Genomic DNA, 25,696 nt, shown 5'->3' on the forward strand with positions numbered 1-25,696 from the left:
ATAGCCTCGTGCACCTGTCGTGCATGGAGGAGTTGGGGCCGATGGCCGAGGGATTGTTCGGAGTTCACGCTGCCGCGCTGGAGGTGCGTGCACAGCGCATGGGCGTGCTGGCGTCGAACATCGCCAATGCATCGACGCCCAATTTCAAGGCGCGCGACATCGACTTCACCACCGCGCTCAACGCGGTCGAGAACCAGCCGGGTGGCGTGGATGCGGATCTGGGCGGTGCGCTCAAGTATCGCGTGCCCACCAACCCGTCGATGGACGGCAACACCGTCGAGCTTTCGACCGAACAGACCGCCTTCGCCGAGAACGCCGTGCAATATCAGAGCACGCTCGCCTTCCTCAACGGGCGCATCGGGCAGATCACCCGCGCGCTGAAGGGAGAATAAGCCATGTCGGGCACTCCGATGACGGTCTTCCAGGTCGCGGGCCGCGCGATGTCGGCGCAGTTGACACGGATGAACACCACCGCGTCGAACCTCGCCAATGCCGGCGGCGTCGCGGGCACCGAAGACGCCGCCTACAAGACGATGAAGCCGGTGTTCCGCACCAGCTTCGATCAGGCGAGCGGGCTGTCGACCGTCGACGTGCAGCAGATCGTCACCGCGGGCGAGAAGCCCACCAAGCGCTACGATCCCAATCATCCGCTCGCCGACAAGGACGGCAACGTCTTCGACGCGGCGGTCGATGAATCGCGCGAGCTGGTCGACATGATGGAGACCGCGCGCAGCTACCAGAACAACGTCGAGGTGATGCAGACCGCCAAGACGCTGATCCTCGACACTCTCAAGATGGGTCGCTGACTATGACCACCACCGCCATTTCCGCCACCGACAAGGCCGCGCAGGACGCGATCTACGCCGCCGCCGGCGTCGCACAGGCCAAGCCGAAGACCAACGCCACCGCCACCACCGGGCAGGCGACGCTGGGCCAGAAGGACTTCGTGCGCCTGATGACCGCACAATTGCAGTTCCAGGATCCGATGAGCCCGCAGGACAATACGCAGATGGTCGCGCAGATGGCGACCTTCTCGCAGGTCGCCGGGATCAGCGAGATGAGCAGCACGCTCGCCGGGATCGCCAACCGGCTCGGTACGACCTCGTCGAGCGACGCGATGAGCTTCGTCGGCCGCACCGTGCTGACCGAGGGCAAGACCGCGTACGAGCGGTCGTCGGGCGGGATCATGGGCGCGGTCGAGCTGCCGAACTCGGCGACCGACGTCGATGTCACGATCACCGACAAGAACGGGCTGGCGGTCAAGAACATCCAGCTCGGCAAGCAGGACGCCGGCTCGGCGGACTATAGCTGGGACGGCAAGGACGAAGCCGGCAACAAGGTCGAGAACGGCCCGTACACCGTCACCGTCGAGGCCGCGAACGGCAGCACGATCGTCGCCGCCAAGTCGCTGGTGTGGGCGCCGGTCGAGACCGTCAGCCTGTCGGCCGGCGCCGAACCCGTCCTCAACGTCACCGGCCTCGGCAAGGTCGATCCCGCCGCGGTCCGCAAGGTCGCCTAATCTCTTCGTTTTCCCGAATTACCCGCAGGAGTACCCCCATGTCCTTCTTCACTTCGCTCTCGGGCCTCCAGGCCATGCAGACCGACATGTCGGTCATCAGCCACAACCTCGCCAACGTCTCGACCAACGGCTTCAAGAAGAGCCGGACCGCCTTCGCCGACGTCATCTCGTCGAACGTGTCGACCGATCCGCGCAAGATGGTCGGCTCGGGCGTGTCGGTGAAGGGCACCGTGCAGCAATTCTCGGACGGTTCGTCGAACCAGACCAAGAGCGCGCTCGACATGCAGATCCTCGGCGAAGGCTTCTTCGTCGTGAAGTCGACCGGCCTGTCGGACCAGGTCAACTACACCCGTACCGGCGCGTTCACGGTCGACGACAGCCGCAACGTGATCGACGCGCAGGGCAGCTATCTGATGGTCTACCCCGTCGATAACGACGGCAACGTCACCGCGACCGGCGACAAGTCGCTGACCAACCTTCAGATCCAGCCGACCAGCGGCTCGCCCAAGAAGACCGAGAACGTCGCCACCAAGGTGCAGATCCCGTCGACCGCGACGATCAAGGATCCGGCCAAGTTCAAGCGCACCGACACCTCCACCTACAACAACTCGGTCGCGACCCGCGTCTATGACGCGAACGGCAATCCGATGACGATGACCAGCTATTACGTCCGCACGGCGGAAGGCGACCCCAACGCGAAGGACGCCAACGGCGATCCGCAGCCCAACACCGGCACGTGGCAGGTCTTCACGTTCGTCGGCGACCAGCCGCTGACGCCGAAGGGCGCCGTTGCGAACAGCCCGATCACGCAGGTCTACGATACGAAGGGCGCGCTGATGGCGCCGACCACGATCAAGTTCGAGGATTTCATCCCGGCGTCGGGCGCAGCGGCACAGGGCATCACGCTCGACCTGACCGGCTCGACCCAGACCGCCGCCGCCGCCGCGGTCAGCAACCGCGTGCAGGACGGCGTCGCGGTCGGCCAGCTGGTCGGCATCACCGTCGATGACGCCGGCATCATCAAGGCGAGCTATTCCAACTCGGACATCGTGCCGCTCGGCAAGGTGGCGATCGCCAAGTTCTCGGCGCCGACCGGCCTGCGCCAGGCGGGCAGCAACTATTGGCAGGCGACGGGAATCTCGGGGAAGGCGACGCTCGGCTTCGCCGCGGCGGAAGGCTTTGGCAGCCTGAAGTCGGGCCAGCTCGAGGGCTCGAACGTCGACATCACCGAGGAGCTGGTCAACCTGATCGCGGCGCAGCGCAACTTCCAGGCGAACTCGAAGGCGCTCGATACCGCGACGCAGGTGTCGCAGTCGATCTTCAACATCCGCGCCTGAGTTTGGCTGTCGGTCCGTCGGAGAGGATGTAAGTGGACAAGCTGGTCTATACCGCGGCGACCGGTCTGCGCGCGCACATGCAGTCGCAGGCCGCGATCGCCAACAATATGGCGAACGTCTCCACCACCGGGTTCCGCGCCGATCGCGTGGTGTTCGACCGGATCATCCTGTCCGACGGCTCGACGCAATTGTCGGCGCGCCAGCCGACGTCGGAAGAGGTGCGCGACGCCGATCGCGCGCCGGGCGTCATCCAGCAGACCGGCCGCCCGCTCGACGTCGCGATGGGCGATGCCGACAAATGGCTGGCGGTGCAGGCGTCGGACGGCTCGGAAGCCTATACCCGGCGCGGCGACCTTTCGGTGTCCGCCTCGGGCACGCTCCAGACCGGCGATGGCTTCATCGTCATGGGGCAGGGCGGCCCGATCACCGTGCCGCCGTACGATTCGATCAGCATCGGATCGGACGGCTCGATCTCGATCGTGCCGCAGGGCGACAAGACCGGGCAGACCACCGTCGTCGACCGGCTGAAGGTCGTGTCGAGCAAGGGCAGCGATGCCGTGAAGGGGCTCGACAATCTGATGCGGGTCCGCGGCGGCGGCGTGATGCCCGCCGATCTCGACGCCGGGGTCACCAGCGGTGCGCTGGAAGGCTCCAACGTCAACATGACCCAGGCGCTGGTCGACATGATCGAGAACCAGCGCAGCTACGAAGTGCAGGCCAATTTGCTGAAAGAGGCCCGCTCCATGGACGAATCGAGCGCATCCGTGATGCGCCTGCCGGGCTGAGGAAGGACCTGACCGATGACCACCGCCGCCATGCACATCGCGCGTACCGGGCTGGACGCCCAGGACACGCGGATGCGCGTCATCTCGAACAACCTCGCCAACGTCGCGACGACCGGCTTCAAGCGCGATCGCGCCGCGTTCGAGACGCTCTCCTATCAGGTGGTCACCGCGCCGGGCGCGCAATCGACCGGTGAGACCAAATATGCGACCGGGCTCAACCTCGGCACCGGCGTGCGCGTGCAGGGCACGTCGCGCACCGAGACGCAGGGGTCGATGAACCAGACCGGCAACAGCCTCGACCTCGCGCTCGATGGCGGCGGCTATTTCCAAGTGCAGATGCCCGGCGGTCAGCTCGGCTATACCCGCGCCGGCAATTTCTCGCGCTCGCCCGAAGGGTTGCTCATCACCAGCCAGGGCTATCAGGTGATGCCGGGGATCACGATCCCGACCAACGCGACGCAGATCACGATCGGAACCGACGGCACCGTCACCGCGACGATTCCGGGGCAGACCGAGGGGCAGAACCTCGGCCAGCTTCAGGTCGCCAGCTTCCCGAACCCCGCGGGCCTCGAATCGAACGGCGACAACTTCCTGCTCGAGACCGCGTCGAGCGGCGCGGCCAATATGGGCGTGCCCGGCGAGGACGGCCGCGGCCGTGTGCGGCAGGGGACGCTGGAGGCGAGCAACGTCAACGTCGTCGAGGAACTGGTCGACATGATCGAGACGCAGCGCGCCTATGAGGTCAATTCGAAGATGATCTCCGCCACCGACGACATGCTGAAAACCGTTAACCAAAATCTGTCATGAGTCGCATCATGATGATGTCGTTCTCCTTTCGCCGGATTGGCGTGATCGTCGGCGGCGTGCTCGGTGCCGCCGCCGCGGTCCCGCTGGTGCCCGCCCCCGCGCACGCCAGCGTGTTCGGCAAGCTGCTCAAGAAGAAGCCCGGCGAGGACTTCAGCGCCGCGCGCGTCGAACCGGTCGCGCCGGTGCCGACCGCGCCGGTCGCCGACGGCGCGATCTTCCAGGCATCGACCGGCTATGCCGCGCTTTACGAGGGGTGGCGCGCGCGCCGGGTCGGCGATCCGCTGACGATCGTGCTGGTCGAGCGCACCGCGGCGTCGAAGTCGTCGGCGTCGAAGATCGATTCGAAGGGCTCGTTCGGCCTGACGCCCCCGACCACCGGTCCGCTGGGCGGCTTGCTCAGCTCCAGCGACATCGGCGCCAGCGGCAACCGCGGCTTCAACGGCACCGGCGCGGCGGACCAGTCGAATTCGCTGTCGGGCGAAGTGTCGGTGACGGTCGCGGAAGTCTATCCCAACGGCACGATGCTGGTGCGCGGGCAGAAGCGCGTGACGCTCAACCGCGGTGACGAATTCGTGCAGATCAAGGGCATCGTCCGCTTCGCCGACGTCGACCGCGACAATCGCGTCGACTCGACCCGCGTCGCCGATGCGCAGATCGCCTATACCGGCAAGGGCGACGTAGCCCGCGCCAGCCGCCAGGGCTGGCTGTCCCGCTTCTTCCAGGTGGTGAGCCCGTTCTGATGCTGCGCACGCTCTTCATCGCGCTGCTCGCGCTGATCGTCTCGGTCCCCGCGCATGCGGACCGGATCAAGGATCTCGGTGGCTTCCAGGGCATCCGTTCGAACCAGCTGACCGGTTACGGCGTGGTGGTCGGGCTGCCCGGCACCGGCGACGACAATCTCGAATATACCGTCCAGTCGGTGAAGGCTGTCGCGTCGCGCTTCGGTCTGCAATTGCCCGCCAGCGCCAATCCGGGGCTCAAGAACGCCGCGGTGGTGCTGATCACCGCGGAGCTGCCGCCGTTCGCCAAGCCGGGACAGCGGATCGACATCACCGTCGCCTCGATGGGCAAGGCCAAGAGCCTGCGCGGCGGGGCCTTGGTGCTCACCCCGCTGCTCGGCGCCGACGGACAGGTCTATGCGATGGCGCAAGGCAATCTCGCGGTCGGCGGGCTGGGTGCGGAGGGCGCGGACGGGTCGAAGATCGTCATCAACGTCCCCTCGACCGGACAGAATCCCCGAGGGCGCCACCGTCGAACGCTCGGTCGCGACCGGTTTCGCCGACACGCCATTCCTCACCTACAATCTCGCGCGCGCGGATTTCACGACCGCGCAGAACGTCGCCGCCGCGATCAACCGCAAGCTCGGCTTCGGCTCGGCGCAGGCGACCGACGCGGTGTCGGTCGCGGTGCGCGCGCCGGTCGGTGCCGACGTCCGCGCGACGCTGATGAGCGAGATCGAGAATCTCACCGTCGATTCGGCCGAGCCGCCCGCCAAGGTGATCGTCAACGCGCGCACCGGCACCGTGGTCATCAACTCCGCGGTCCGGCTCGCCCCCGCGGCGGTGACGCATGGCAAGCTGACCGTCCGCATCGACGAGAGCCAGCGCGTCAGCCAGCCCGCCCCGCTCAGCAACGGTCAGACCGCGCTGGAGAACCGCTCCAACGTCCAGGTCACCGAGGAGAAGAAGCCGATGTTCCTGCTCTCGCCGGGGCCGAAGCTGGCCGATGTCGTCAAGGCGGTGAACGCGATCGGCGCGTCCCCGGCCGACCTCGTCGCGATCCTCGAGGCGCTCAAGGAAGCCGGCGCGCTCAAGGCCGAACTGGTGGTGCTGTAATGAGCGACGCGATCGGCGCCATCACCGGCCAGACCGGGCTCGACACCGGGCTCTCGCGCAGCGCGACGAAGCAGAACCTCGACAAGGCCGCGCAGCAGTTCGAGTCGGTGTTCACCGGCATGATGCTGAAGTCGATGCGCCAGGCGAAGCTCGCCGACCCGCTGATCGACAGCAAGGCGATGGACACGTTCCGGGACATGAGCGACCAGAAGGTCGTCCAGAACATGGCCGAGCATCACCCGCTCGGCATCGGGCAGGCGATGAGCAAGTTCCTGGCGCAGTCGCAGCCGGAGCTGGGCGCGGGTTCAGCCGCCGCTCCTGAGGCGAAGCTGAGCTTGTCCAAGCCCTGACCATTGTCCGTCATTGCTTCGCTACGCTCGCAATGACTGAGTGGAAATGCGAGCAGGGTATGCCCTTCGTTCCACCCGCGTGCGAATGACCCCACCCCTATCAACCTGATCTTAACCCGAATCGTGCGACTCTCACCGCATGAGTGATCTGCTCTCCCTTGGCGCTTCGGGCGTGCGTACGTATCAGACGGCGCTGGCGACGACGTCGGAGAACATCGCGAACGCCGGCAATGCGTCCTACGTTCGGCGCACCCCCAGCATCCGCGAGATCACCGGAGGCAACGGCTGGAACAACTCGTCGCCGAACGGCATGGGGTCGTCGGCCTCCAGCATCCTGCGCGCCGGCGACGCCTATGCCGATCAGACGCTGCGCACCGCATCATCGGACCTGTCGCGCACGCAGGCCGGCTCGGTCTGGCTCGAGCGGATCGAAACCGCGCTGAGCAGCGGCGGCCTGTCGTCGCGGCTGACCGGCTTCTTCGCCGCCGGCACTGCGTTGCAGGCCGATCCGTCCTCCACCGCCTTGCGCGCCGGGATGCTGAGCGCCGGCTCGTCGGTCGCCGATGCGTTCGGCGTGACCGCGCGCGCGCTCGACGATGCCGCGGGCGAGCTTGACGGGCAGGCGGTGCAGGGCGCCGCCGAACTGTCGCGGCTCAACCAGGCGATGCTCAAGGTCAATCAGGGGCTGGTGCGCACCGCGCCAGGGACGTCGGCGATGGCCGGATTGATGGACCAGCGCGACGACCTGCTCCAGCAGATGAGCGCCCTGAGCGACATCGACGTCAAGCTCGACGATTACGGCCGCGCCACGGTTCGCGCGGGCGGACCGAACGGCCCGGTGCTGGTCGATCCGAAGGACGCCAGCGAGGTCGCCTATGGCCGCACCGGCAGCAACGTCGCGCTCGCGGTGCGTCCGTCGAGCGGCACGCCGACGCTGTTCGATCCCGAAGGCGGGTCGCTCGCCGGCATGGTCGAGGGTGCGCAGCGGATCTCCTCGGCACGCGATGCCCTGGGACGGGTCGCAACCGACCTGACCCAGACGGTCAACGATCTGCAAGCCGCCGGTGACGACCAGAAGGGCAATCCCGGCACCGACTTCTTCAAATCGAGCGCAACCGATCCGACCTCCTTCACGGTCAAGCTGAACTCCGGCGACCAGATCGCGGCCGCCGGGCGTGCGGGCGGCTCGCGCGATGCGTCGAACCTCGCCGCGCTGGCGGGCAAGCGCACCAGCATGGGGTTCGAGGGCAGCGTACAGGCGCTGGTCACCGACAATGCCGCCACGCTCAAGCAACGGCGGCTGGTCGCGGATGCGCAGACCACGATCCGCGACGGCGCCGTCACCACGCGCTCCGAACTGACGGGCGTGAACCTCGACAACGAAGCGATCGACCTGCTGAAGTTCCAGCAGGCATATCAGGCGTCGAGCCGCGTCATTCAGGTCGCCAAGGAAACCTTCCAGTCGATCCTCGAGATCAGGTAAGCGTCATGCAGATCGCCAGCAGCCTCATGTTCGATCGGTCCGCGGCGCGGATGGGATCGCTGATGTCCAACGCGGTCAAGCTGCAGACGCAGATCACGACCGGCAAGAAGTTCACCTCGCCGTCCGAAAACGTCACGATCGGGCAGCAGCTCGCCGAGTTCGACCGCAAGAACATCGATGCGGCCGCCTATACGTCGAACATGAACATGTCGCAGTCGATGCTCTCGCAGGCGGACACGACGCTCGAATCGATCACCACGCAGATGCAGCGCGCCACCGAACTGACGGTGCGCGCGGGCAACGGCACGCTCAGCTCGCAGGATCGCAAGGTCATCGGCGACGAGCTGAAGGCAGTCGTCGACACGCTGACGGGGCTGGGCAACGTCACCGATTCGAACGGGCGCTCGCTGTTCGGCAGCGCCGACGGCACGCCGGCGATCACCAAGAACGCCGACGGCACCTTCACCTACAATACCGCGCCGTCGCTGTCGGAAGTGCCGATCGCCGACAATATGTCGATCCAGCCGACCGAAACCGCCGCGCGCATCTTCCAGAGCCCGGCCGGCGACACGCTGTCGATCTTGTCGCAGCTCGCGTCCGCGTTGCAGGGCGGCGATTCGACGGGCCAGTCGGCGCGCGATGCGCTCGACAAGGTCAACGCGGCGACCGACCAGGTGTCGATCGTCCAGTCGTCGGTCGGCGCACGCGCCGCACGCGTCGAACTCCAGCAGACGCTGCAGGAGAATGTCTCGGCCGATCGCGAGGAGTTGCGCTCGTCGCTGGAGGATACCGACATCACCTCGGCGGCGGCGGAGTTCGCCAAGACGATGACGATCCTCAACGCGACCCAGTCCAGCTTCTCCAAATTGTCGCAGCTGTCGCTGTTCAGCTACCTGCGCTGATCTTAGCCCGGTGCGAGGGCGCTGACGCACAGCCCCCGTTCGTGCCGAGCCTGCCGAAGCACGCGCCCAAAACACCGACACCGCGGCTTGACCCACCGCCGTTCGTCAGGGACAGGCTCAGGGCGAACAGGGGAAGAGCGTGCATACGCATGCCCAGCCCAGTTCATGCAAACCGCAGCTTCCCCTTTCCGTTCGTCCTGAGCCTGTCGAAGCACGTGCCCCGAACGCGGACGCCGCGGCCCGACCCGCCGCCATTCGTCCGGAACACGCCCTTCGACAGGCTCGGGACGAACGGGGAAGAGCGCGCGTGCTCTTCCCCCGCCCACCCCGTGTAATCGGTAAATTCCTCACGACCTCCACGGTAACCACTTCTCCACCGCTGTCGGGTTAACCACGGCCTTCGAGAATCATCCCGCAAGCGAATTGGGGAAAAGCGCATGTTCCCGGCCATCGGCCTCGTTATCCTCCTCGGCATGGTGTTCGGCGGTTTCGCCATCACCGGCGGCAATCTCGGCCCGGTGTTCGAGGCGATCCCGCACGAGATGCTCATCATCGGCGGCGCCGCGGTCGGCGCGCTGGTCATCGGCAATTCCGGTAAGGAATTGAAGGCGGTCGGCAGCGGCCTGGGCAAGGTCTTCAAAGGGCCGAAGTACAAGAAGCAGGATTATCTCGACGTCATCTTCCTCGTCAGCAAGCTGATGAAGATGCTGCGGATGGAAGGGCCGATCGCGCTCGAGCCGCATGTCGAGGATCCGAAGTCCTCGGCGGTGTTCGCCGAATATCCCAAGCTCCTGAAGGACCATACCCTGGTCAACCTGATCGCCGACACGCTGCGGCTGGTCGTCGTGTCCTCGGGCACGCTCGACGTCCACGCGGTCGAGGAGGTCATGGATAACGCGATCAAGACCCACCACCACGAGGTCGAGGGTCCGGAGCACACGCTCCAGAGCCTCGCCGACGCGCTTCCCGCGCTCGGCATCGTCGCGGCGGTGCTCGGCATCGTGAAGACGATGGGCTCGATCGACAAGCCGCCGTCGGTGCTCGGCGGGATGATCGGCTCGGCGCTGGTCGGGACGTTCATGGGCGTGTTGCTGGCGTACGGGATCGTCAATCCGTTCGCGGGCCGGCTCAAGCAGGTGATCGATGCCGATGCGGCGATCTATCACGTCGTCAAGCAGATCATCATCGCCTCGCTCCACGGCCATCCGCAGCCGCTGGTGATCGAGGCGGCGCGCTCGGGGATCGACCATAAGAACCAGCCCGGCTTCGCAGAGGTCTTTGACGGCCTGCGCGGTAAGTAAGCGCGATGGCCAAGGCACCGCACGGCAAGAACGAGCCGCCCAAGATCGTCATCGTCAAGAAGATCACGGTCGTCGCCGGCGGTCACCATGGCGGTGCGTGGAAGGTCGCCTATGCCGATTTCGTGACGGCGATGATGGCGTTCTTCCTGCTGCTGTGGCTGCTGGGCGCGACCACCGAGAAGCAGCGCAAGGGCATCGCCGATTATTTCGCGCCGACGCTGATCGACAAGAAGCGCGTCGGGATCGGCGGCAACGGGATGTTCGGCGGCGAGTCGCTGACCTCGAAGGAGAAGATCGGCCCGAAGGCGGGCACGTCGGACCTCCACGCGCTGGCGCTGGTCACCACCGATCCGGTCGGCGAGGCGAAGGGCTTCGGCAAGAAGGGCTCGCTGCGCAGCGCGAGCGCGATCGCCAAGGAAGACGCCAAGAACTTCGCCAAGCTGCGCCAGCAGGTGATGCAGAAGATCGCCGCGCAGCGTGAACTGGCCAAGCTGGCCAAGCACATCCGCTTCTCGATGACACCGGAAGGGATGCGCATCGATCTGGTCGACGACGCCGATTATTCGATGTTCGCGCTCGGGACGACGGCGCTCGCCAGCGATGCGTCGGCGTTGATCGGGCTGGTCGCGCAGGGGATCAAGGAGACGCAGAACCCGATCATGATCCGCGGCTATACCGACAGCCTGCCCTATGGCGATCCGCGCGCGATGAACAACTGGATGCTGTCGTCGGGCCGCGCCGAGGCGACACGTCGGCGGCTTGCGCTGGGTGGCATCCCGGAAGTGCGCTTCAACCGGATCGAAGGCGTCGCCGATCGCGAGCCGATGATCGCCGACAATCCGCAGGATCCCCGCAACCGCCGCGTCGCGATCACCTTGCTCTACCGTGCGGGGTCGTTCGGGCAGTAATCAGGACCGGCGACCCTCCCGTCATTCCCGCGAAGCCGGGAATCCAGACGCGCAGGTCCATCGGTGGAGGCGAAACGTCAGAGACTCTGGATCGTCCGCCTTCGCGCGCCGGCCTCAAACGATCGCCGGCCGCGGATCGACATGCGTGCGCCGCGAGGCGTGACGACGCAGCCCGATCAGCGGTCGCAACGGCCCGATCGCGCGCCCGACCAGATAGAAGGCCCAGCACCCCGCCAGCGTCGCCGCGACCAGCACCGCGAACGCCACCCCGCCGGGCAGCGCGAGCGGCGCCAGCCAGAAGGCGACCAGCACGATGATCGACTGGTGGATGATGTAGAAGGGGAATACCGCCTCGGTCAGCATCCGCCGCCACGAACGGTCGCGGTTCCAATGCCCGTCGGCATAACCGATCAGCGCCGCCACCGCCGCCCAGCCCTCGACCGAACGCGCCACCGAGAAGACGATCCCCCACGGATAGGGCATCCGGCTGCCCGGCCATCGTATCTCGATCCCCGCGACCACCACATAGGCCGCCACGGCGATCGCGGCCGACGCCTTCCACCGCGCGACCAGCGCCGCCAGCGTTTGCGGCGCGCACGCCAGCGCGTAGCCGAACAGGAAGAACGGGAAGTAGCTGAAGTGCGCGACGCCGTCGTCGATCAGTCCGTGCGTCTCGCGCGCGCCGGGGAACAGCCAGAAGCCGACGAACACCATCCACGCGATCGGCACGACCAGCAGCGCCGGGCCGCGCATCGTCCACACGAACGCCTGCTGGATCGCACGCCGGATCGCCTGCGGCAGCAGCAGCGCGCCGCCTGCGAGCACCAGCGTGTAGACCCACAGATAGGCGACGAACCACAAATGATTCCACGCCGGCACGAACAGCGGACCGAGCGCGCCGAACCGGAAGTAATCGTGCCACCAAAAGTGCCAGAAGCTCTCGGCATAGCCGTATTTTTCGACCAGTTCGACCCACGGCTGCACGGGAACGATCACCGCCATGCCGAAGATCAGCGGCACCAGCAGCCGCAGCGAGCGCTGCCGCGCGAACCGCCACGGCGCCTTGTTGCGGAGCATCAGCGCGCGGCTGGCATAGCCCGATACGAGGAACAGCAACGCCAGCCGCCACGGATTCGACGCCATCATCGGCACCGCCACCCACCATGCGCCGGGCAGCTTCGCATGAAAGTCCCATGGAACGAACACCATGCCGACATGATAGACGATCAGGATCGCGAACGCCCCGATGCGGAGCCAGTCCAGGCCGTAATGACGCTGCATTTGCGGGCGCCTAGCACTGCTTGGCCGATGCTGCGACTTTGAACTGCCACGCCACACGCGTATATGGCGGCTATGTCGATACGTCCGTGGCGCGATATCGCGCGTCGTCCCAGCCGCCAGATCATGGTCGGCAATGTCCCCGTCGGCGGGGATGCCCCGGTCACCGTGCAGACGATGACCAACACGCCCACCGAGGACGCCGCCGCGACGATCGACCAGATCCGCCGCTGCGAGGAGGCCGGCGCCGACATCGTCCGCGTCAGCTGTCCCGACGTGGCGTCCACCGCCGCGCTCGGCCAGATCGTTCGTGCCGCCAAGGTGCCGATCGTCGCCGACATTCATTTCCACTATAAGCGCGCCCTCGAAGCCGCCGATGCCGGCGCGGCGTGCCTGCGCATCAACCCGGGCAACATCGGCTCGTCGGATCGCGTCGCCGAGGTGGTGCGCGCCGCCAAGGCCAATGGCTGCGCGATCCGCATCGGCGTCAACGCCGGCTCGCTCGAGAAGGACCTGCTCGAAAAGTACGGCGAGCCGTGCCCCGAGGCGCTGGTCGAATCGGCGCTCGACCATATCAAGCTGCTGCAGGATCACGACTTCCACGAATATAAGGTCGCGGTGAAGGCGTCGGACGTCTTCCTTGCGGTCGCCGCTTATCAGGGACTGGCCGAGGCGACCGACTGCCCGCTGCACCTGGGTATCACCGAGGCGGGCGGGCTGATCGGCGGGACGGTCAAGTCGTCGATCGGGCTCGGCTCGCTGCTGTGGTTCGGGATCGGCGACACGATCCGCGTGTCGTTGTCGGCCGAACCGGAAGAGGAAGTCCGCGTCGGGTTCGAGATCCTCAAGGCGCTCGGCATCCGCAACCGTGGCGTGCGCGTGGTGAGCTGCCCCAGCTGCGCGCGGCAGGGCTTCGACGTGATCCGCACCGTGCAGGCGCTGGAAGAGCGGCTCCAGCACATCCGCACGCCGATGAGCCTGTCGGTGCTCGGCTGCGTCGTCAACGGCCCGGGCGAAGCGCGCGAAACCGACATCGGCATCACCGGCGGCGGCAACGGCAAGCACATGGTCTATCTGTCGGGGGTCACCGACCACCATGTGCAGGACGCCGATATGATCGAGCATATCGTCAAGCTGGTCGAGGCGAAGGCGGCCGAGATCGAGGCGTCGGACGCAGCGGCGAAGCTGGTGGCGGCGTAGCGGCCATGGGCTTTCGCATCAGCTTGCTGGCGGCGAAGGCCGAAAAGGCAGCGGTGCTGTCGCACCTGGGGCTGAGCGACACCGGGCAGGCCGACGAGGCCAACGAGGCACCTCTGTCGGCGGCCCAATTGCCGAGCGGCTGGACGATCGTCTGGGCCAATGATTGCGACTGGGCGGATGCGAAACGTCTGGACGGCATGATGCCCCGTCCCGCGATGGCGACCCTGATGGTGCATGAAGGCGTGATGGCCGCCGATCTGCGCGTCGACGACGGCGCGGATCGCTGGTCGGTCAGCTACGGTGTCGAAGAAGAAGGTGAACTCGCCGGCGTCTGGCCCGACAGGTTCGCGCCGATCGTTGCTGAGGCGCAGGCCCGCCAGCGCGACGACGAAAGCGGCGAGGTCGATCACCTGTTCGACATCCCCGTTGCCATCATGGAGGAAATTACCGGGCATCGCTACGATGCGGTCAGCGATGCGACCTTTACGATCGCCGTCAGCGATCATCCGGTCGCAAAGAGGCCATGGTGGAAAATCTTCTGACAAGCGTCGACGCCGATGGCGCGATCACGGTTCTGCCCGATCCGCTCCGCGACGGCGGCCTTGCAGAGGGCGACGAACTGACGTTGGAGCTGGTTGATGGCAAGTCCCGATTGGTCGCCGCGACCCGTCCGATCCGCTTCATATGATTGATCGTTGACCAACGCACGTCACCTTTCCCCCGCGGTAGCGCTCGGTGTCGCGGCCGGCGGGATCGGGCTGTTCTCGATCATGGATGCGTTCATGAAGTCGCTGGTGCTGGCGATCGGCGTCTACAACGCCCTGATGTGGCGGACGCTGCTCCAGAGCGCGATCGGTGGTGCGGCGTGGCGCATCGGCGGCGGCCGGAGCATCGGGGTGCGCGCGTTGCGCCTGCATCTGGCGCGCGGCGCGCTGACCACCGCAATGGCGCTGCTGTTCTTCTGGGGATTGGCACGCGTGCCGATGGCGCAGGCGATTGCGCTGACCTACATCGCGCCGCTGCTCGCGTTGCTGCTCGGTGCCTGGTTGCTCGGCGAGCGCGTCGGCGCGCGGGTGGTGGTTGCGTCGGTCGCCGCGCTCGCGGGCGTGGCCGTGATCCTCGCCGGGCAGATGCGGATGACGTTGGGGCCGGAGGCGCTGGCCGGAGCCGGCGCGATCCTCGCCTCGGCGATCCTCTACGCCGCCAATCTGATCGTCGCGCGACTCCAGAGCCAGGCGGCGGCACCGCGCGAGATCGCCTTCGTCCAGTCGGCGGTCACCGCGACGCTGTTGCTATGCGCCGCGCCGTGGCTGGCGGTGCTTCCCCGTCCGAAGCATGGGGAAAGATCGCGATCGCCGCGCTGCTCGCGACCGGCTCGCTGTTCCTGCTCGGCTGGGCCTATGCGCATGCCGAGGCGGGATTTCTGGCGACGACCGAATATACGTCGTTCGTCTATGCCGCGGTGCTGGGGTGGCTGTGCTTCGGTGAGCGGGTCGCGCCGACGACGCTCGTGGGTGCGGGCGTGATCGTCGCGGCGTGCCTCTACGCCGCGCGGCGGCGCGCGGTGCCGCAGGGCGCGTTGGAGGGGGCGGCGTAACTACTCGCCCGTCATTCTCGCGAAGGCGGCAATCCAAAACCTCTGGCGTCGACGACGCTCGTGAAGACCTGCGAGACTGGATCCCCGCCTGCGCGGGGATGACGGCATAGGGTTGGGCAGGCGCGCCCAAGACGATACACCTGCGCGCATGACGCTTACCATCCGCCCCGCCACCGCCGCCGACGTCCCGACAATGCTCGGCTTCGTCCGCGATCTCGCCGCGTTCGAGAAGGCACCCGACGCGGTCGAGGCGAACGAACCGATGCTCCACGACGCGCTGTTCGGCGGGACTCCCGCGGCCGAAGCGTTGATCGCAGACCTCGACGGCCGCGCGGCCGGCTTCGCGATCTTCTATCCCACCTTCTCCACCTGGACCGGCAAGCGCGGCATCTGGCTCGACGATCTCTACATCGCGCCGGAAGCGCGCGGGCAAGGCGCCGGCGCAGCCTTGCTCAAGGCGCTGGCCGGGATCGCAATCGACCGCGGCTATGCGCGCTTCGAATGGTGGGTGCTGGACTGGAACACCCCCGCGATCGACTTCTACCGCGCGAAGGGTGCGGTCGCGCAGGACGAATGGACCGTGCAGCGCGTCGACGGTGCCGCATTGTCGACGCTGGCGGGGCGCGGCTGATGGCCTGGATCTGGCTAATCGTCGGCGGGCTGTTCGAGGTCGGCTTTACCACCTGCCTACGCAACGCCGACGGTTTTCGCCACATCGGCTGGACGCTCGCGTTCCTCGGTTCGGTGTCGATGTCGATGCTGCTGCTGGAGATCGCCGCGCGCAGCATCCCGATGGGGACAGCCTATGCGGTATGGACCGGGATCGGCGCACTCGGCACCGTCCTGACCGGCATCTTCTTCTATGGCGAGGCGGCGACGCTGGTGCGGTTGCTGCTGATCCTCGGCGCGGTCGGCTGTATCGCGGGCCTCAAGCTGACCGCGGGGCATTGAGACGATGGCGCTGGATCAGGGACTGATCGACTGGGTCGCCGAGGCGCTCGCCGCGGACGGCAGCGTCTCCCACCGGCGGATGATGGGCGGTGCGACGCTCTACCTCGACGGCAGCGTCTTCGCGATCGTCGATGGCGATGGCAGCCTGTGGTTCAAGGGCGATGCCGACAGCGACGCGACGTGGGACGCGGCGGGATGCGCGCGCTTCACCTATGAGCGCGGCGACGGCACGGTGGCGTCGATGAACTACCGCCGCGCACCTGCGGATTGCTACGACGATGGCGACGCGCTGCGCGAATGGGCGCTGCTCGGCGTCGCTGCGGGGCGGAGAGCGCCGGTCAAAAAGCGGAAGAAAAAGTAAGCCCTCTCCCCCTTGGGGAGTTCCGGGTCGAATGTGCCCCCAGCACATTCTCGACATCGCGGGGCGATGTCGGCGCGGAACTGGTTGGGTGAGGGGACGGAGCCTCGCAGAGAGCCCTGTCTCGGTGAGACACCCGCCCCTCACCCCGACCCTCTCCCCGGAGGGGAGAGGGAGGACGTGCGACACCCTCGTACTTAGTCGCGGCCCGGCACGTCGTGATCGTGCGGCTCTTCGCCCTGCGCCTTGGCGGCGTTGTAGCGGTCGATCGCTTCCAGCGTGATGCGGCGCGCTTCGTCGCGGTCGCCCCAGACGCCGACGCGGACCCACTTCTTCTTCTCGAGGTCCTTATAGTGCGTGAAGAAGTGCTCGATCTGCTCGAACACGATCTCCGGCACGTCGGCACGTCCGTCGACGTTCGAGTAATAGGGGAACACCGCATCGACGGGGACGCACACCAGCTTCTCGTCGCCGCCGGCCTCGTCCTCAAGGTTCAGCACCGCGATCGGGCGCGCGCGCACGACGCAGCCCGGGATGAACGGCGAGCGCGCGATCACCAGCGCGTCGAGCGGATCGCCGTCGGGCGACAGCGTGTGTGGCACGAAGCCGTAGTTCGCCGGGTAACGCATCGGCGTGTGCAAGATGCGGTCGACGAACAGCGCGCCCGACGCCTTGTCGAACTCATACTTAACGGGCTCGCCGCCGGTCGGCACCTCGATCACCACGTTCAGGTCGTCGGGCGGGCTCTTGCCCACCGGGATCAGATCGATACGCATTCTCTTCCCCTCTTGAGGTGCGAACGCCCCGGATCAGCGGGGCGCAAGTAGCCGATCGAGACCGGTTTCCCCGGTGCCGATCTTCTGAAGGCGCGGGTAACGCAAGCCATTATGATAGTCGAGTGCTGCACTGCGAAAGCGATCGCCTTGCTTCACCGTCAACGGGATGGCCGTCTTCGTGCCCTTTGCGGCGGTGATCGCGGCCTTCAGTTTGTCGGCGCTATACGCCGCGCCATCGACCGCGACGATCTGGTCGCCCACCGTGAAGCCTGCCTTGAAGGCGGGGCTGTCCCAGGTAACGCCGGTCAGCGTGCCCGAGGAGTCGACGACCATCCCGCCCGAATAGGTCAGGTTGGTCGACTTCGACGTGGTTTCGGCGGCCTTGAACGATGACGTCGGCGTCTCGCTATAGGACAATTGGTAGCCGTTGCGCGCGAATCCGTCGATCGGCGCGCCCGCGGCATGTTCGGTCAGCCGGCGCTGCAGATACCCCGCCCAATCCCAAGGCACGATCCCGTTCAGCGTCTTGGCGACATCGTCGACCGTATAGGTCACCTCGCCCCAGTCACCGTCGCGGATGCCGAAGAATGCCTTGGCGAAGTCGTCGATCGACTTTGCGCCGCCCGATTTCTCGCGCAGCAGCGAATCGACGTCCATCCAGACCAGCAGCCCTTCGTTGTAATAGTCCTCGCTGCGCTGCCAGCTGCCCCAGCCCTTCGGTCGGCGCTGCGAGATCACCGGATCGTTGGTGGTGTCGACCAGCGACCGCCATTGTCGCGCGGGCTGGCTGTCGTAGAGCGCCATGATCGCAGCATATTGATCGAGCGTGTCCTGCTTGCTGACCAGGCCCGAGCGCGCCTGGAGCACATAGCCCCAGAACTGCGTCTGCCCTTCATAGACCCACAGCAGCGACCCGCGCATCGGGGTGCGGAAGTCGGGGGTCCACAGGTCCGCGCCGCGCCGGAACTTGCCGTCCCAGCTATGCGTGAATTCGTGCGGCAACAGGTTGCGGCGGCCCGGGCCGTCGTTCCACTTGATGAAATAACCCGGCGTCACGCCATTCTCGCTCGAGCGGTGGTGCTCCAGCCCGATCCCGCCGAGCTTGTCGGTGATCGACAGCAGGAATTCGTATTTGTCGTAATGCTGCGCACCGAACGTCTTCACCGCCTGGTCGACCAGCCGCTGGTGCCCGGCGATCTGCTCGGGGGTGGCGGCCAGCTCGGCGGGATCGTCGGCGAAGACGTTCAGGTTGACGCGCGGGGACAGCGGCCAGACCTTGCCATACTTGCCCGCCAGCACCGGCGAGTCGACCAGCACCTCGTAATTGGTCGTGTCATACGTGTAGGTCGATCCCGCCTTCTTCGCCGGGATCGCGCCTGCCGCGGTCCAGCCATCGGGATATTTCACCGTCATCTGCACTGGGATCTGCCGCGTGAAATAACCGGCCGGGTAGAGGCTCAGCGAATTGGGCTGGAGCGAGATCATCGTCGGCGTCATCACGATCCGACCCTGATTGGTCTGCGTCGCCGAGATGAACTGGAACTTGGCTTCGATCGTCTTCGCGCCTGCGGGCACGTCGATGTGGAAGGCATAGACGTCGACCGGATCGCGCGTCCACTCCACCCGCTTGCCGTTCGCGGTCAGGGTCAGTCCGGCCAGCTTCTCGATTTCGCCGCGCGGGCTATGCGCGCCGGGTAGCCACTTGGGGAACAGCAACACCATAGGCCCGGCCTGCGGCACCGCGATCGTCTCGGTAACGCGGAAGATGCCCTGCGACGGATCGCTGGCATCGACGTTCAGCTTGAGCGTGCCGGGGAAGCGCACGTCGCGCGCGGCGGGGATGGTGTCGACGAACGGCACCGGCTGCGGTGCGCTGTTGCCGGCAGGCACTTGCGCGACGAGCGGCGTGAGGGCGACGGAGGCGAGAAGGGCGGCGGACGCAAAACGGGCGATCATCGGGGCTCCCAAAGGACAGGGTGACTGACCCGGTTAATCAGCCCACGCTGCCCGCGTCCAGCCCCCCGCCGTCACTTCGCGCCGTCAGTTCGCGCCGAGCACGTTGATGCTGAACGCGATCACGCCAAGGTTGAAGACGAAGCCGGCGAGGCATTGCCCGAGCACCGCGCGCCGCACCGTTCCCGATCGGATCGAGACGTCGGAGGTCTGGAAGGTCATGCCCAGCGTGTAGCTGAAATATACGAAGTCCCAGTAATCGGGCGTGTCGGTCCCCGGAAAGTCGATCCCGCCCGCATCCTTTCCGTCGTCGCCCGGCATATAGAACAAGTGCGCATAATGCAGCGCATAGACCATGTTCGAGAACAGCCACGCCAGCGCCAGCGTGACGATCACCAGCAACCGCGTCGGATCGCTCTGCCGCCCCTGCAATTCCTCGTGCACCGCGGTCAGGATCACCAGCATCACCGCCGCTGTGATCGCGAGCAGCAAGGTGCGGTTGGCGTCGTTCGCCTGTGCGACGACGCGCATCTGCGCCGGGCTGTCGTGGCGCGGCAGCCGGATCATGCTCAGCAGGAAGACGATCGCGGCGAGATCGAAGCCCGCCATCGCCGCGCGCCCGCGGCCGAGCGGCGGCCACAGCGCCGCGACCGCGACGACCAGCACCACCGTGAACAGCACGAAGCGCGGCGGTGCGATCCGCCGCCCCAACCCCCACCAGTGCGCGTGATTATCCATGCGAACAGCCGCTAGCGCGCGCGATCGTCCGCGACTAGATGCGCACCTTCTTATGGCCCGTATTCCCACTCCACAGCGCGTGCGCGGCACGCAGGACATCTTCCGCGACGAGCAGCGCCGCTTCGCGCACGTGCTCGACACCTTCGACCGCGTCCGCCGGCTTTATTGCTTCGAGCGGATCGAGGTGCCGGTGTTCGAGGACACGCAGGTCTTCGCGCGCTCGATCGGCGAAACAACCGATGTCGTCTCGAAGGAAATGTACACCTTCCCCGACAAGGGCGACGACCTGCTGACGCTGCGTCCCGAGTTCACCGCCGGGATTGCGCGCGCGTACATCACCAACGGCTGGCAGCAGTTCGCGCCGCTCAAGCTGGTCACCAGCGGCGCGGTGTTCCGCTACGAACGCCCGCAAAAGGGCCGCTATCGCCAGTTCCACCAGATCGACGCCGAGATACTCGGCGCGCCCGAGCCCGCGGCGGATGTCGAGCTGCTGACGCTCGCCGATCAGTTGCTTCAGGAACTGGGCGTCGCCGAGGGCGTGACGCTGCAACTCAACACGCTTGGCGATGCCGCGACCCGCGATACATGGCGCGATGCCCTGGTGGCGCATTTCGAAGCGCATCGTGGCGAGCTGTCTGAAGACAGCCTGATCCGGCTCGACAAGAATCCGCTGCGGATCCTCGACAGCAAGGACCCGCGTGACCGCCCGATCGCCGACGCCGCGCCGGGCATCGACGCTTATATGAGCGCCGAGGCGGGCGCATTCTTCGAGAGCGTGCAGAAGGGTTTGCAGGCGGCAGGTGTCGGGTTCCAGCGCAACGAGCGGCTGGTGCGCGGGCTCGATTATTACCGTCACACCGCATTCGAGTTCGTCACCGACCGGCTCGGCGCGCAGGGCACGGTGCTGGCCGGCGGACGCTATGACGGTCTGGTCGAGAGCCTCGGCGGCCCGGCGACCGCGGGGGTCGGCTGGGCGGCCGGCGTCGAGCGGTTGGCAATGCTGCTGGAGGAGCCCGCGGCAGCGCGGCCCGACGTGGTGCTGGTGGTCGAAAACGACGCCGCGCACATCGAAGCGGTCGCGACGCTCGCGAAGCTGCGTCGCGCCGGCGTGGCGGCCGAACTGGTGGCGACCGGCTCGCCCAAGAAGCGCTACGACAAGGCGCTCAAGCTGGACCCGGCCGAGACGCTGACCTTTGCGATGGATAGCGACGCGGTCACGACGCGCGGGCGCGTGCTGCGCGGCGACAACTCGCGCGTCGCCGAGGTTCTCGCGTGAACCTGCGACTCTTCCGTCATGCCGGACTTGTTCCGGCATCCACCCTGCCGCCAGTCCCTCGAGCGGTGAAGATGCGGAACCGTGAACCCCGAAACACGTCCGGGGTGACGACTGGGACGCGCGCATGACCACCATCTCGATCGACCGCATCCGCCAGATCGAGGCGCGCCGCGACGAACTCGCCGCGCAGATGGCGACCGGCAATCTCGACGGCGACCGCTTCGTGGCGGTGTCGAAGGAATATGCCGAACTCGAACCCGTCGCGCAGGCCGCCAGCGAGGTGCGTCGGCTGCGCCAGGAGGCCGAAAGCCTCGCCTTCATGGCGAGCGACGCCGACGCCGAATTGCGCGCGATGGCCGAGGAAGAGTTGCGCGACAACCGTGCCGCGCTCGACGCCGCCGACCGCCAGCTCGCGCTGGCCCTTCTCCCGCGCGACGCCGCCGATCAGCGCTCGGCGATGCTCGAGGTCCGCGCCGGCACCGGTGGTGACGAGGCGGCGCTGTTCGCGGGCGATCTGTTCCGCATGTACCAGCGCTATGCCGAGGGGCAGGGCTGGCGCGTAGAGCTGATCTCCGCCTCCGACAGCGATGCCGGCGGCTATAAGGAAGTCGTCGCGAGCGTCACCGGCTCGGGTGTGTTTGCAAAGCTCAAGTTCGAAAGCGGCGTCCACCGCGTCCAGCGCGTTCCGGCGACCGAAAGCGGCGGACGCATCCACACTTCGGCGGCGACCGTGGCGGTGCTGCCCGAGGCCGAGGACGTCGACGTACAGATCGATGAGGCCAAGGACCTGCGCATCGACGTCTATCGCTCGTCGGGGCCGGGCGGGCAGTCGGTCAACACCACTGACTCGGCGGTGCGGATCACTCACTTGCCGACCGGGCTGGTAGTGATCCAGCAGGACGAAAAGTCGCAGCACAAGAACAAGGCCAAGGCGCTCAAGGTGTTGCGGACGCGGCTCTACGAGGCGGAACGCGAGCGGCTGGCCGCGGAACGCTCGGGAACGCGCAAGGCGATGGTCGGCTCGGGCGATCGCTCGGAACGCATCCGCACCTACAATTTTCCGCAGGGGCGCGTAACCGACCATCGCATCAACCTGACGCTACACCGCTTGCCGGAGATACTGGCGGGGGAAATGAACGAGCTGATCGGCGCGTTGATCGCCGAGGACGAAGCGGAACGGCTGGCGACACTGGAGGCGTAGCGAGTCTTGCCGCGTGCCGCGGCAAGACTCGCGCAAGCCCGGCCGGCGGGGCAGCGCCCCGTCCGACGACGCGGCTTTGCCGCGGCGCTGTCCTACACCTGCGCGGTCACGCTATCCTCATGCCTCTAAGTCAGAACGGTCCCGCCCATGCCCCATCGTCATTGCGAGCGCAGCGAAGCAATCCAGGGTTGTCACCGGCACGCGATGGATTGCTTCGCTACGCTCGCCGGGACCGGCGTGCGGCGAATGTTGAAACACCATGCCACCGTCTCAACATTCACAACATTCGCGCGCTGCGCTCGTATTGGGGGCCAATCGGGAGCCACGCCAAACCACCGTCGCCCCGGCCTTGAGCCGGGGTCCCGCTTCTTGCCGACCGAAGTAAAGCGGGACCCCGGCTCAAGGCCGGGGTGACGAAAGTGGTTGGTATAACGGCCTTCTGTCGACAGGATCGCCCGCTTCCGACCGTTCGTCCAACCACCCGAAATCCCCAAATGCCAATGTTGAGAAACCTCGCTATCGTCTCAACATTCACAACATTCGCGCCGGCCCGCCCTGCATGACCACCCCCCGCAACGCCCTTCGCGAGGCCGCAGCGCGCTTCGCCTTCTCGCCCACCGCGCGGCTCGACGCCGAGCTGCTGCTCGCCCATGCGCTCGGCATCGAGCGCAGCCGCCTGCTGCTCTCGCTCGACGATTACGCCGTCCCGCCCGCTTTCGGCGACCTCGTAGACCGTCGCGCGCGCCACGAACCGGTCGCCTATCTCACCGGCACGCGGGCCTTCTGGACGATCGACCTTCAGGTAGGCCCCGGAGTCCTCATCCCGCGTGCCGATAGCGAGACGCTGATCGAGGCCGCGGTTGAACATTTCGCGGGGACGAACGGCCCGCGCCGCATTCTCGATCTCGGGACCGGCCCAGGCACCTTGCTGCTTGCCGCGCTCGATCAATGGCCGGCGGCGACGGGGCAGGGCGTCGACGCCTCGCCGGCCGCACTTGATTATGCCCGCCGCAACGCCGCGGCGCTCGGCGTTGCGGATCGAGCAAAATTCACTGCCGGCGATTGGGCGGAGGGATTGGAAGAGCGTTTCGACCTCATCCTCACCAACCCGCCTTATATCGAGACGGCGACGACGCTGCCCGACGAAGTCGCCCGCTATGAACCCGCCGCCGCGCTCTTTGCCGGAAGCGACGGTCTCGACGATTACCGCCGCATCGCCACGCAGCTTCCGGCGTTGCTGGCCCCCGGCGCGGTCGCGTGCGTGGAGATCGGCGCAACGCAGGGGCAGTCCGCCGCAGCCTTGTTCCGCGCGGCGGGATTGTCGGTCACAGTCCGCCGCGATCTGGGTGATCGCGATCGCTGTCTGGTGGTCACGCCTTGAAATTGGCGGGGCGACGCCCAATATTTTGCTTTGAGAACGGCGCCCGCGCGTCTAGAGACGGCGCAGGGGCTCGTGAACTCACCGACATGCGTTGGATGGCGCGCCTGCCCTCCCTTCGTCATCAGCCGCTGCAGTCCGGTGGCCATGGCAGGCCCGCGTTACCGAACAGGTCGCGGCGCCGGGGAACGATTGCACCCCGTGCTTCGGGAGCGAATGCCGGTTTTGGTTCAAGGACGAGGACAGTGAATTGATCAACAACCGTCAGAACGGTCGCCGTCGCGGCCGTGGTGGTGGCCAGCAGCGTCAGGGTGGCGGCGGCGGCCATGGACAGCGTGACAGCGGCAACCGGATCGACAGTCGGGCGCGCGGCAACGCGCCGCAGTTGCTCGAAAAGTACAAGAACATGGCCCGCGATGCGCAAATGGCGGGCGATCGCGTCAACACCGAATATTATCTGCAGTTCGCGGATCATTATTTCCGTGTCCTCGCCGACCAACGCGGCCGCACCGACGATCAGCCGATGCGGCGTCAGCGCGACGACTTCGACCAGTTCGACGACGATGATTTCGGCGACGAGGGTGAGTCGATCCGCGCCGAGGAGCAGTCGCGCAGCAACGAGGCCGAGAACGCCCCGCGTAACGATCGCTTCCGGGATCAGCGTCCGCAGCGTGACGACCGGCAGCGTGACGATCGTCCGCGCGACGACCGGCAACGTGACGACCGGCAACGCGAGGACCGGCAACGTGACGATCGCCCGCGTGGCGACCGCCAGCGCGATAACCGTCCCGCGTTCGTCGAGCAGCAGCAACAGCCTGAGCAGCCGTTCGCTGCCGACGCCGAGGTGAATGCCGCGCCGGTCGACGAAGAAGCCGCACCGCGTCGTCGTCGCGCTCGCAAGCCGCGCGAAGAAGCTGCACCGGTCGAGCATGCGCCGGCGTTCGACGCCGACCGGCTCCCCCGGCGCTTGGTGCGACCGCCGACTCAGTGTCCGGCGAGGAAGGCGAGGCGCCCAAGCCGCGCCGTCGTCGCGTACGGGCGACCTCCGCCGAGGCTGCCGCGGCAGAATAAGGCGCTCCTGCTCTGCAAGCGGACGGCCGGCGTTCCCAGGTGGGAGCGCCGGCCGTCGTCGTTTGGCGACGCTTGTTTTTACGCGCAAAGCGGCGATGATGTGGTGGCGACGAACGATCGCAGACATCATCGGAGAGGGATCATGACGATCGCAGCCATTCTCATGCAGAAGGGGGCGGACGTCGTCTCCATCCCCGCCGACGCCACGGTCTCCGATGCGAACGCCGCTCTGGCGCAGCATCGGATCGGCGCGCTCCCCGTGATTGGCGAGGATGGCGCGGTGCGCGGGATCTTCTCCGAACGCGACATGGTCCGCCTGCTTGCGGAAGGCGGCGCCGATGCAACAGCGCTGCTGGCGACCCCTGTGGCATCGGTCATGACCGCCGAACCGCTGACCGCGACGCGGGATGACTCGATCCTCGCAGCGCTGTCGTTGATGACGCACCGGCGAATCCGCCATCTTCCAATCGTCGAGCAGGGCCGATTGATCGGGATCGTATCGATCGGCGATCTCGTCAAACACCGTATCGACCGCATCGAGGCCGATGCAGCGGCGATGCGCGACTACATTCAGCAGGCGTGATTCGCCCTTCGTGACGAACGCAAGACAGATTGCGGCAGAAAAAACGGCGCATTTCTGCGGAGTTCCCGTTGCCGCGACATAAAATTGCAAAAAGTGTTTGACGCCTGTG

The 25,696-nt window shown here is 66.7% G+C and carries 27 protein-coding genes and 3 pseudogenes; 26 read left to right on the top strand and 4 right to left on the bottom strand.

The annotated features are described in order from the left end of the window. Positions 1-41 precede the first annotated feature (41 nt). The 13 genes and pseudogenes from QP166_RS18235 to QP166_RS18295 all read left to right on the top strand — a co-directional run bounded on the left by QP166_RS18235 (position 42) and on the right by QP166_RS18295 (position 11,227). Positions 42-392 carry a flagellar basal body rod protein FlgB gene (locus QP166_RS18235; RefSeq protein ID WP_333917390.1) on the top strand — a complete coding sequence of 117 codons (351 nt, stop codon included), beginning with the start codon at positions 42-44 and terminating at the stop codon, positions 390-392. Between the two features lie 3 nt (positions 393-395). After that, positions 396-806 carry a flagellar basal body rod protein FlgC gene (gene flgC / locus QP166_RS18240; RefSeq protein ID WP_333917184.1) on the top strand — a complete coding sequence of 137 codons (411 nt, stop codon included), beginning with the start codon at positions 396-398 and terminating at the stop codon, positions 804-806. 2 nt (positions 807-808) lie between these two features. After that, the gene (locus tag QP166_RS18245) at positions 809-1,519 is read left to right on the top strand and encodes a flagellar hook assembly protein FlgD (RefSeq protein WP_333917185.1); all 711 of its coding nucleotides are present in this window, start codon (positions 809-811) and stop codon (positions 1,517-1,519) included. A 38-nt stretch (positions 1,520-1,557) separates the two neighbouring features. Next, positions 1,558-2,856, top strand: a complete 1,299-nt coding sequence (locus tag QP166_RS18250) for a flagellar hook protein FlgE (protein WP_333917186.1) — start codon at positions 1,558-1,560, stop codon at positions 2,854-2,856. Positions 2,857-2,888: 32 nt separating this feature from the next. Continuing rightward, entirely contained in the window at positions 2,889-3,641 is a 753-nt protein-coding gene (locus QP166_RS18255) for a flagellar basal body rod protein FlgF (RefSeq protein WP_333917187.1), read from the top strand. Positions 3,642-3,656: 15 nt separating this feature from the next. Continuing rightward, the gene (gene flgG, locus QP166_RS18260; protein ID WP_333917188.1) at positions 3,657-4,448 is read left to right on the top strand and encodes a flagellar basal-body rod protein FlgG; all 792 of its coding nucleotides are present in this window, start codon (positions 3,657-3,659) and stop codon (positions 4,446-4,448) included. Continuing rightward, positions 4,445-5,188 (top strand): flagellar basal body L-ring protein FlgH, encoded by a 744-nt coding sequence (locus tag QP166_RS18265; RefSeq protein ID WP_333917189.1) that lies wholly within the window; start codon positions 4,445-4,447, stop codon positions 5,186-5,188. Before flgG ends, QP166_RS18265 begins: the two co-directional genes overlap by 4 nt. Next, positions 5,188-6,283 (top strand): annotated as a pseudogene (locus tag QP166_RS18270) (flagellar basal body P-ring protein FlgI). Before QP166_RS18265 ends, QP166_RS18270 begins: the two are co-directional and overlap by 1 nt. Beyond that, the gene (locus QP166_RS18275) at positions 6,283-6,633 is read left to right on the top strand and encodes a rod-binding protein (RefSeq protein ID WP_333917190.1); all 351 of its coding nucleotides are present in this window, start codon (positions 6,283-6,285) and stop codon (positions 6,631-6,633) included. The pseudogene QP166_RS18270 and the gene QP166_RS18275 overlap by 1 nt, the downstream one beginning before the upstream one ends. A 139-nt stretch (positions 6,634-6,772) precedes the next feature. Beyond that, positions 6,773-8,116, top strand: a complete 1,344-nt coding sequence (gene flgK / locus QP166_RS18280) for a flagellar hook-associated protein FlgK (protein ID WP_333917191.1) — start codon at positions 6,773-6,775, stop codon at positions 8,114-8,116. Positions 8,117-8,178: 62 nt separating this feature from the next. Next, entirely contained in the window at positions 8,179-9,018 is an 840-nt protein-coding gene (locus QP166_RS18285) for a flagellin N-terminal helical domain-containing protein (RefSeq protein WP_333917192.1), read from the top strand. A 437-nt stretch (positions 9,019-9,455) separates the two neighbouring features. Then, positions 9,456-10,319, top strand: a complete 864-nt coding sequence (motA, locus tag QP166_RS18290) for a flagellar motor stator protein MotA (protein ID WP_333917193.1) — start codon at positions 9,456-9,458, stop codon at positions 10,317-10,319. A gap of 5 nt (positions 10,320-10,324) precedes the next feature. Continuing rightward, positions 10,325-11,227: a flagellar motor protein MotB gene (locus tag QP166_RS18295; protein ID WP_333917194.1), complete on the top strand. Its 903-nt coding sequence runs from the start codon at positions 10,325-10,327 to the stop codon at positions 11,225-11,227. A gap of 114 nt (positions 11,228-11,341) precedes the next feature. On the opposite strand, the gene QP166_RS18300 is transcribed toward QP166_RS18295, so the two are convergent. After that, positions 11,342-12,508, bottom strand: coding sequence for an acyltransferase family protein (locus QP166_RS18300; RefSeq protein WP_333917195.1), 1,167 nt, complete (start codon positions 12,506-12,508; stop codon positions 11,342-11,344). 72 nt (positions 12,509-12,580) lie between these two features. Here QP166_RS18300 and ispG point away from each other — a divergent pair, with 72 nt between their 5' ends. The 8 genes and pseudogenes from ispG to QP166_RS18335 all read left to right on the top strand — a co-directional run bounded on the left by ispG (position 12,581) and on the right by QP166_RS18335 (position 16,614). After that, a complete protein-coding gene (gene ispG / locus QP166_RS18305; protein WP_333917196.1) occupies positions 12,581-13,705 on the top strand; it encodes a flavodoxin-dependent (E)-4-hydroxy-3-methylbut-2-enyl-diphosphate synthase in 1,125 nt (374 codons plus the stop codon). Positions 13,706-13,710: 5 nt separating this feature from the next. After that, positions 13,711-14,247: a hypothetical protein gene (locus QP166_RS18310; RefSeq protein WP_333917197.1), complete on the top strand. Its 537-nt coding sequence runs from the start codon at positions 13,711-13,713 to the stop codon at positions 14,245-14,247. Then, positions 14,232-14,393 carry a hypothetical protein gene (locus tag QP166_RS18315; RefSeq protein ID WP_333917198.1) on the top strand — a complete coding sequence of 54 codons (162 nt, stop codon included), beginning with the start codon at positions 14,232-14,234 and terminating at the stop codon, positions 14,391-14,393. The genes QP166_RS18310 and QP166_RS18315 overlap by 16 nt, the downstream gene beginning before the upstream one ends. Positions 14,394-14,487: 94 nt before the next feature. Continuing rightward, positions 14,488-14,535: pseudogene (locus tag QP166_RS19085) on the top strand (hypothetical protein); the annotation flags it as partial. A 464-nt stretch (positions 14,536-14,999) separates the two neighbouring features. Then, the gene (locus tag QP166_RS19090) at positions 15,000-15,302 is read left to right on the top strand and encodes an EamA family transporter (RefSeq protein ID WP_443027232.1); all 303 of its coding nucleotides are present in this window, start codon (positions 15,000-15,002) and stop codon (positions 15,300-15,302) included. A 148-nt stretch (positions 15,303-15,450) separates the two neighbouring features. After that, positions 15,451-15,933, top strand: coding sequence for a GNAT family N-acetyltransferase (locus tag QP166_RS18325; RefSeq protein WP_333917200.1), 483 nt, complete (start codon positions 15,451-15,453; stop codon positions 15,931-15,933). Continuing rightward, positions 15,933-16,253: a DMT family transporter gene (locus QP166_RS18330; RefSeq protein WP_333917201.1), complete on the top strand. Its 321-nt coding sequence runs from the start codon at positions 15,933-15,935 to the stop codon at positions 16,251-16,253. The genes QP166_RS18325 and QP166_RS18330 overlap by 1 nt, the downstream gene beginning before the upstream one ends. A 4-nt stretch (positions 16,254-16,257) precedes the next feature. Continuing rightward, complete coding sequence (locus QP166_RS18335) at positions 16,258-16,614, top strand: TfoX/Sxy family protein (RefSeq protein WP_333917202.1); 357 nt, start codon at positions 16,258-16,260, stop codon at positions 16,612-16,614. Between the two features lie 194 nt (positions 16,615-16,808). Here QP166_RS18335 and ppa read toward each other — a convergent pair whose 3' ends face one another. The 3 genes from ppa to QP166_RS18350 all read right to left on the bottom strand — a co-directional run bounded on the left by ppa (position 16,809) and on the right by QP166_RS18350 (position 20,078). Continuing rightward, positions 16,809-17,387, bottom strand: a complete 579-nt coding sequence (gene ppa, locus QP166_RS18340) for an inorganic diphosphatase (protein ID WP_333917203.1) — start codon at positions 17,385-17,387, stop codon at positions 16,809-16,811. Positions 17,388-17,420: 33 nt separating this feature from the next. After that, positions 17,421-19,343, bottom strand: a complete 1,923-nt coding sequence (locus tag QP166_RS18345) for a M61 family metallopeptidase (protein WP_333917204.1) — start codon at positions 19,341-19,343, stop codon at positions 17,421-17,423. Positions 19,344-19,427: 84 nt separating this feature from the next. Next, positions 19,428-20,078, bottom strand: a complete 651-nt coding sequence (locus tag QP166_RS18350) for a DUF1345 domain-containing protein (RefSeq protein ID WP_333917205.1) — start codon at positions 20,076-20,078, stop codon at positions 19,428-19,430. A gap of 52 nt (positions 20,079-20,130) precedes the next feature. Between QP166_RS18350 and hisS the strand changes: the two genes are divergently transcribed. The 5 genes and pseudogenes from hisS to QP166_RS18375 all read left to right on the top strand — a co-directional run bounded on the left by hisS (position 20,131) and on the right by QP166_RS18375 (position 25,587). Next, on the top strand, positions 20,131-21,354 hold the full coding sequence (hisS, locus tag QP166_RS18355; protein ID WP_333917206.1) for a histidine--tRNA ligase: 1,224 nt from the start codon (positions 20,131-20,133) through the stop codon (positions 21,352-21,354). A 124-nt stretch (positions 21,355-21,478) separates the two neighbouring features. Continuing rightward, positions 21,479-22,555: a peptide chain release factor 1 gene (gene prfA / locus QP166_RS18360; protein ID WP_333917207.1), complete on the top strand. Its 1,077-nt coding sequence runs from the start codon at positions 21,479-21,481 to the stop codon at positions 22,553-22,555. A gap of 559 nt (positions 22,556-23,114) precedes the next feature. Continuing rightward, positions 23,115-23,936 carry a peptide chain release factor N(5)-glutamine methyltransferase gene (gene prmC, locus QP166_RS18365; RefSeq protein ID WP_333917208.1) on the top strand — a complete coding sequence of 274 codons (822 nt, stop codon included), beginning with the start codon at positions 23,115-23,117 and terminating at the stop codon, positions 23,934-23,936. 247 nt (positions 23,937-24,183) lie between these two features. After that, a pseudogene (locus tag QP166_RS18370) lies at positions 24,184-24,375 on the top strand (DUF4167 domain-containing protein); the annotation flags it as partial. Positions 24,376-25,146: 771 nt separating this feature from the next. After that, a complete protein-coding gene (locus QP166_RS18375) occupies positions 25,147-25,587 on the top strand; it encodes a CBS domain-containing protein (protein WP_333917391.1) in 441 nt (146 codons plus the stop codon). The last annotated feature ends 109 nt before the right edge of the window (positions 25,588-25,696 follow it).

The organism is Sphingomonas sp. LR60, assembly GCF_036855935.1.
Taxonomy (GTDB): Bacteria; Pseudomonadota; Alphaproteobacteria; order Sphingomonadales; family Sphingomonadaceae; genus Sphingomonas.

Bases quoted from the DNA above. Each gene is read 5' to 3' on its own strand.
- QP166_RS18235 (WP_333917390.1), top strand. From the start codon at position 42: ATGGCCGAGGGATTGTTCGGAGTTCACGCTGCCGCGCTGGAGGTGCGT.
- flgC (WP_333917184.1), top strand. From the start codon at position 396: ATGTCGGGCACTCCGATGACGGTCTTCCAGGTCGCGGGCCGCGCGATG.
- QP166_RS18245 (WP_333917185.1), top strand. From the start codon at position 809: ATGACCACCACCGCCATTTCCGCCACCGACAAGGCCGCGCAGGACGCG.
- QP166_RS18250 (WP_333917186.1), top strand. From the start codon at position 1,558: ATGTCCTTCTTCACTTCGCTCTCGGGCCTCCAGGCCATGCAGACCGAC.
- flgG (WP_333917188.1), top strand. From the start codon at position 3,657: ATGACCACCGCCGCCATGCACATCGCGCGTACCGGGCTGGACGCCCAG.
- QP166_RS18265 (WP_333917189.1), top strand. From the start codon at position 4,445: ATGAGTCGCATCATGATGATGTCGTTCTCCTTTCGCCGGATTGGCGTG.
- QP166_RS18275 (WP_333917190.1), top strand. From the start codon at position 6,283: ATGAGCGACGCGATCGGCGCCATCACCGGCCAGACCGGGCTCGACACC.
- flgK (WP_333917191.1), top strand. From the start codon at position 6,773: ATGAGTGATCTGCTCTCCCTTGGCGCTTCGGGCGTGCGTACGTATCAG.
- QP166_RS18285 (WP_333917192.1), top strand. From the start codon at position 8,179: ATGTCCAACGCGGTCAAGCTGCAGACGCAGATCACGACCGGCAAGAAG.
- motA (WP_333917193.1), top strand. From the start codon at position 9,456: ATGTTCCCGGCCATCGGCCTCGTTATCCTCCTCGGCATGGTGTTCGGC.
- QP166_RS18295 (WP_333917194.1), top strand. From the start codon at position 10,325: ATGGCCAAGGCACCGCACGGCAAGAACGAGCCGCCCAAGATCGTCATC.
- QP166_RS18300 (WP_333917195.1), bottom strand. From the start codon at position 12,508: ATGCAGCGTCATTACGGCCTGGACTGGCTCCGCATCGGGGCGTTCGCG.
- ispG (WP_333917196.1), top strand. From the start codon at position 12,581: ATGTCGATACGTCCGTGGCGCGATATCGCGCGTCGTCCCAGCCGCCAG.
- QP166_RS18310 (WP_333917197.1), top strand. From the start codon at position 13,711: ATGGGCTTTCGCATCAGCTTGCTGGCGGCGAAGGCCGAAAAGGCAGCG.
- QP166_RS19090 (WP_443027232.1), top strand. From the start codon at position 15,000: ATGCGCCGCGCCGTGGCTGGCGGTGCTTCCCCGTCCGAAGCATGGGGA.
- QP166_RS18325 (WP_333917200.1), top strand. From the start codon at position 15,451: ATGACGCTTACCATCCGCCCCGCCACCGCCGCCGACGTCCCGACAATG.
- QP166_RS18330 (WP_333917201.1), top strand. From the start codon at position 15,933: ATGGCCTGGATCTGGCTAATCGTCGGCGGGCTGTTCGAGGTCGGCTTT.
- QP166_RS18335 (WP_333917202.1), top strand. From the start codon at position 16,258: ATGGCGCTGGATCAGGGACTGATCGACTGGGTCGCCGAGGCGCTCGCC.
- ppa (WP_333917203.1), bottom strand. From the start codon at position 17,387: ATGCGTATCGATCTGATCCCGGTGGGCAAGAGCCCGCCCGACGACCTG.
- QP166_RS18345 (WP_333917204.1), bottom strand. From the start codon at position 19,343: ATGATCGCCCGTTTTGCGTCCGCCGCCCTTCTCGCCTCCGTCGCCCTC.
- QP166_RS18350 (WP_333917205.1), bottom strand. From the start codon at position 20,078: ATGGATAATCACGCGCACTGGTGGGGGTTGGGGCGGCGGATCGCACCG.
- hisS (WP_333917206.1), top strand. From the start codon at position 20,131: ATGGCCCGTATTCCCACTCCACAGCGCGTGCGCGGCACGCAGGACATC.
- prfA (WP_333917207.1), top strand. From the start codon at position 21,479: ATGACCACCATCTCGATCGACCGCATCCGCCAGATCGAGGCGCGCCGC.
- prmC (WP_333917208.1), top strand. From the start codon at position 23,115: ATGACCACCCCCCGCAACGCCCTTCGCGAGGCCGCAGCGCGCTTCGCC.
- QP166_RS18375 (WP_333917391.1), top strand. From the start codon at position 25,147: ATGACGATCGCAGCCATTCTCATGCAGAAGGGGGCGGACGTCGTCTCC.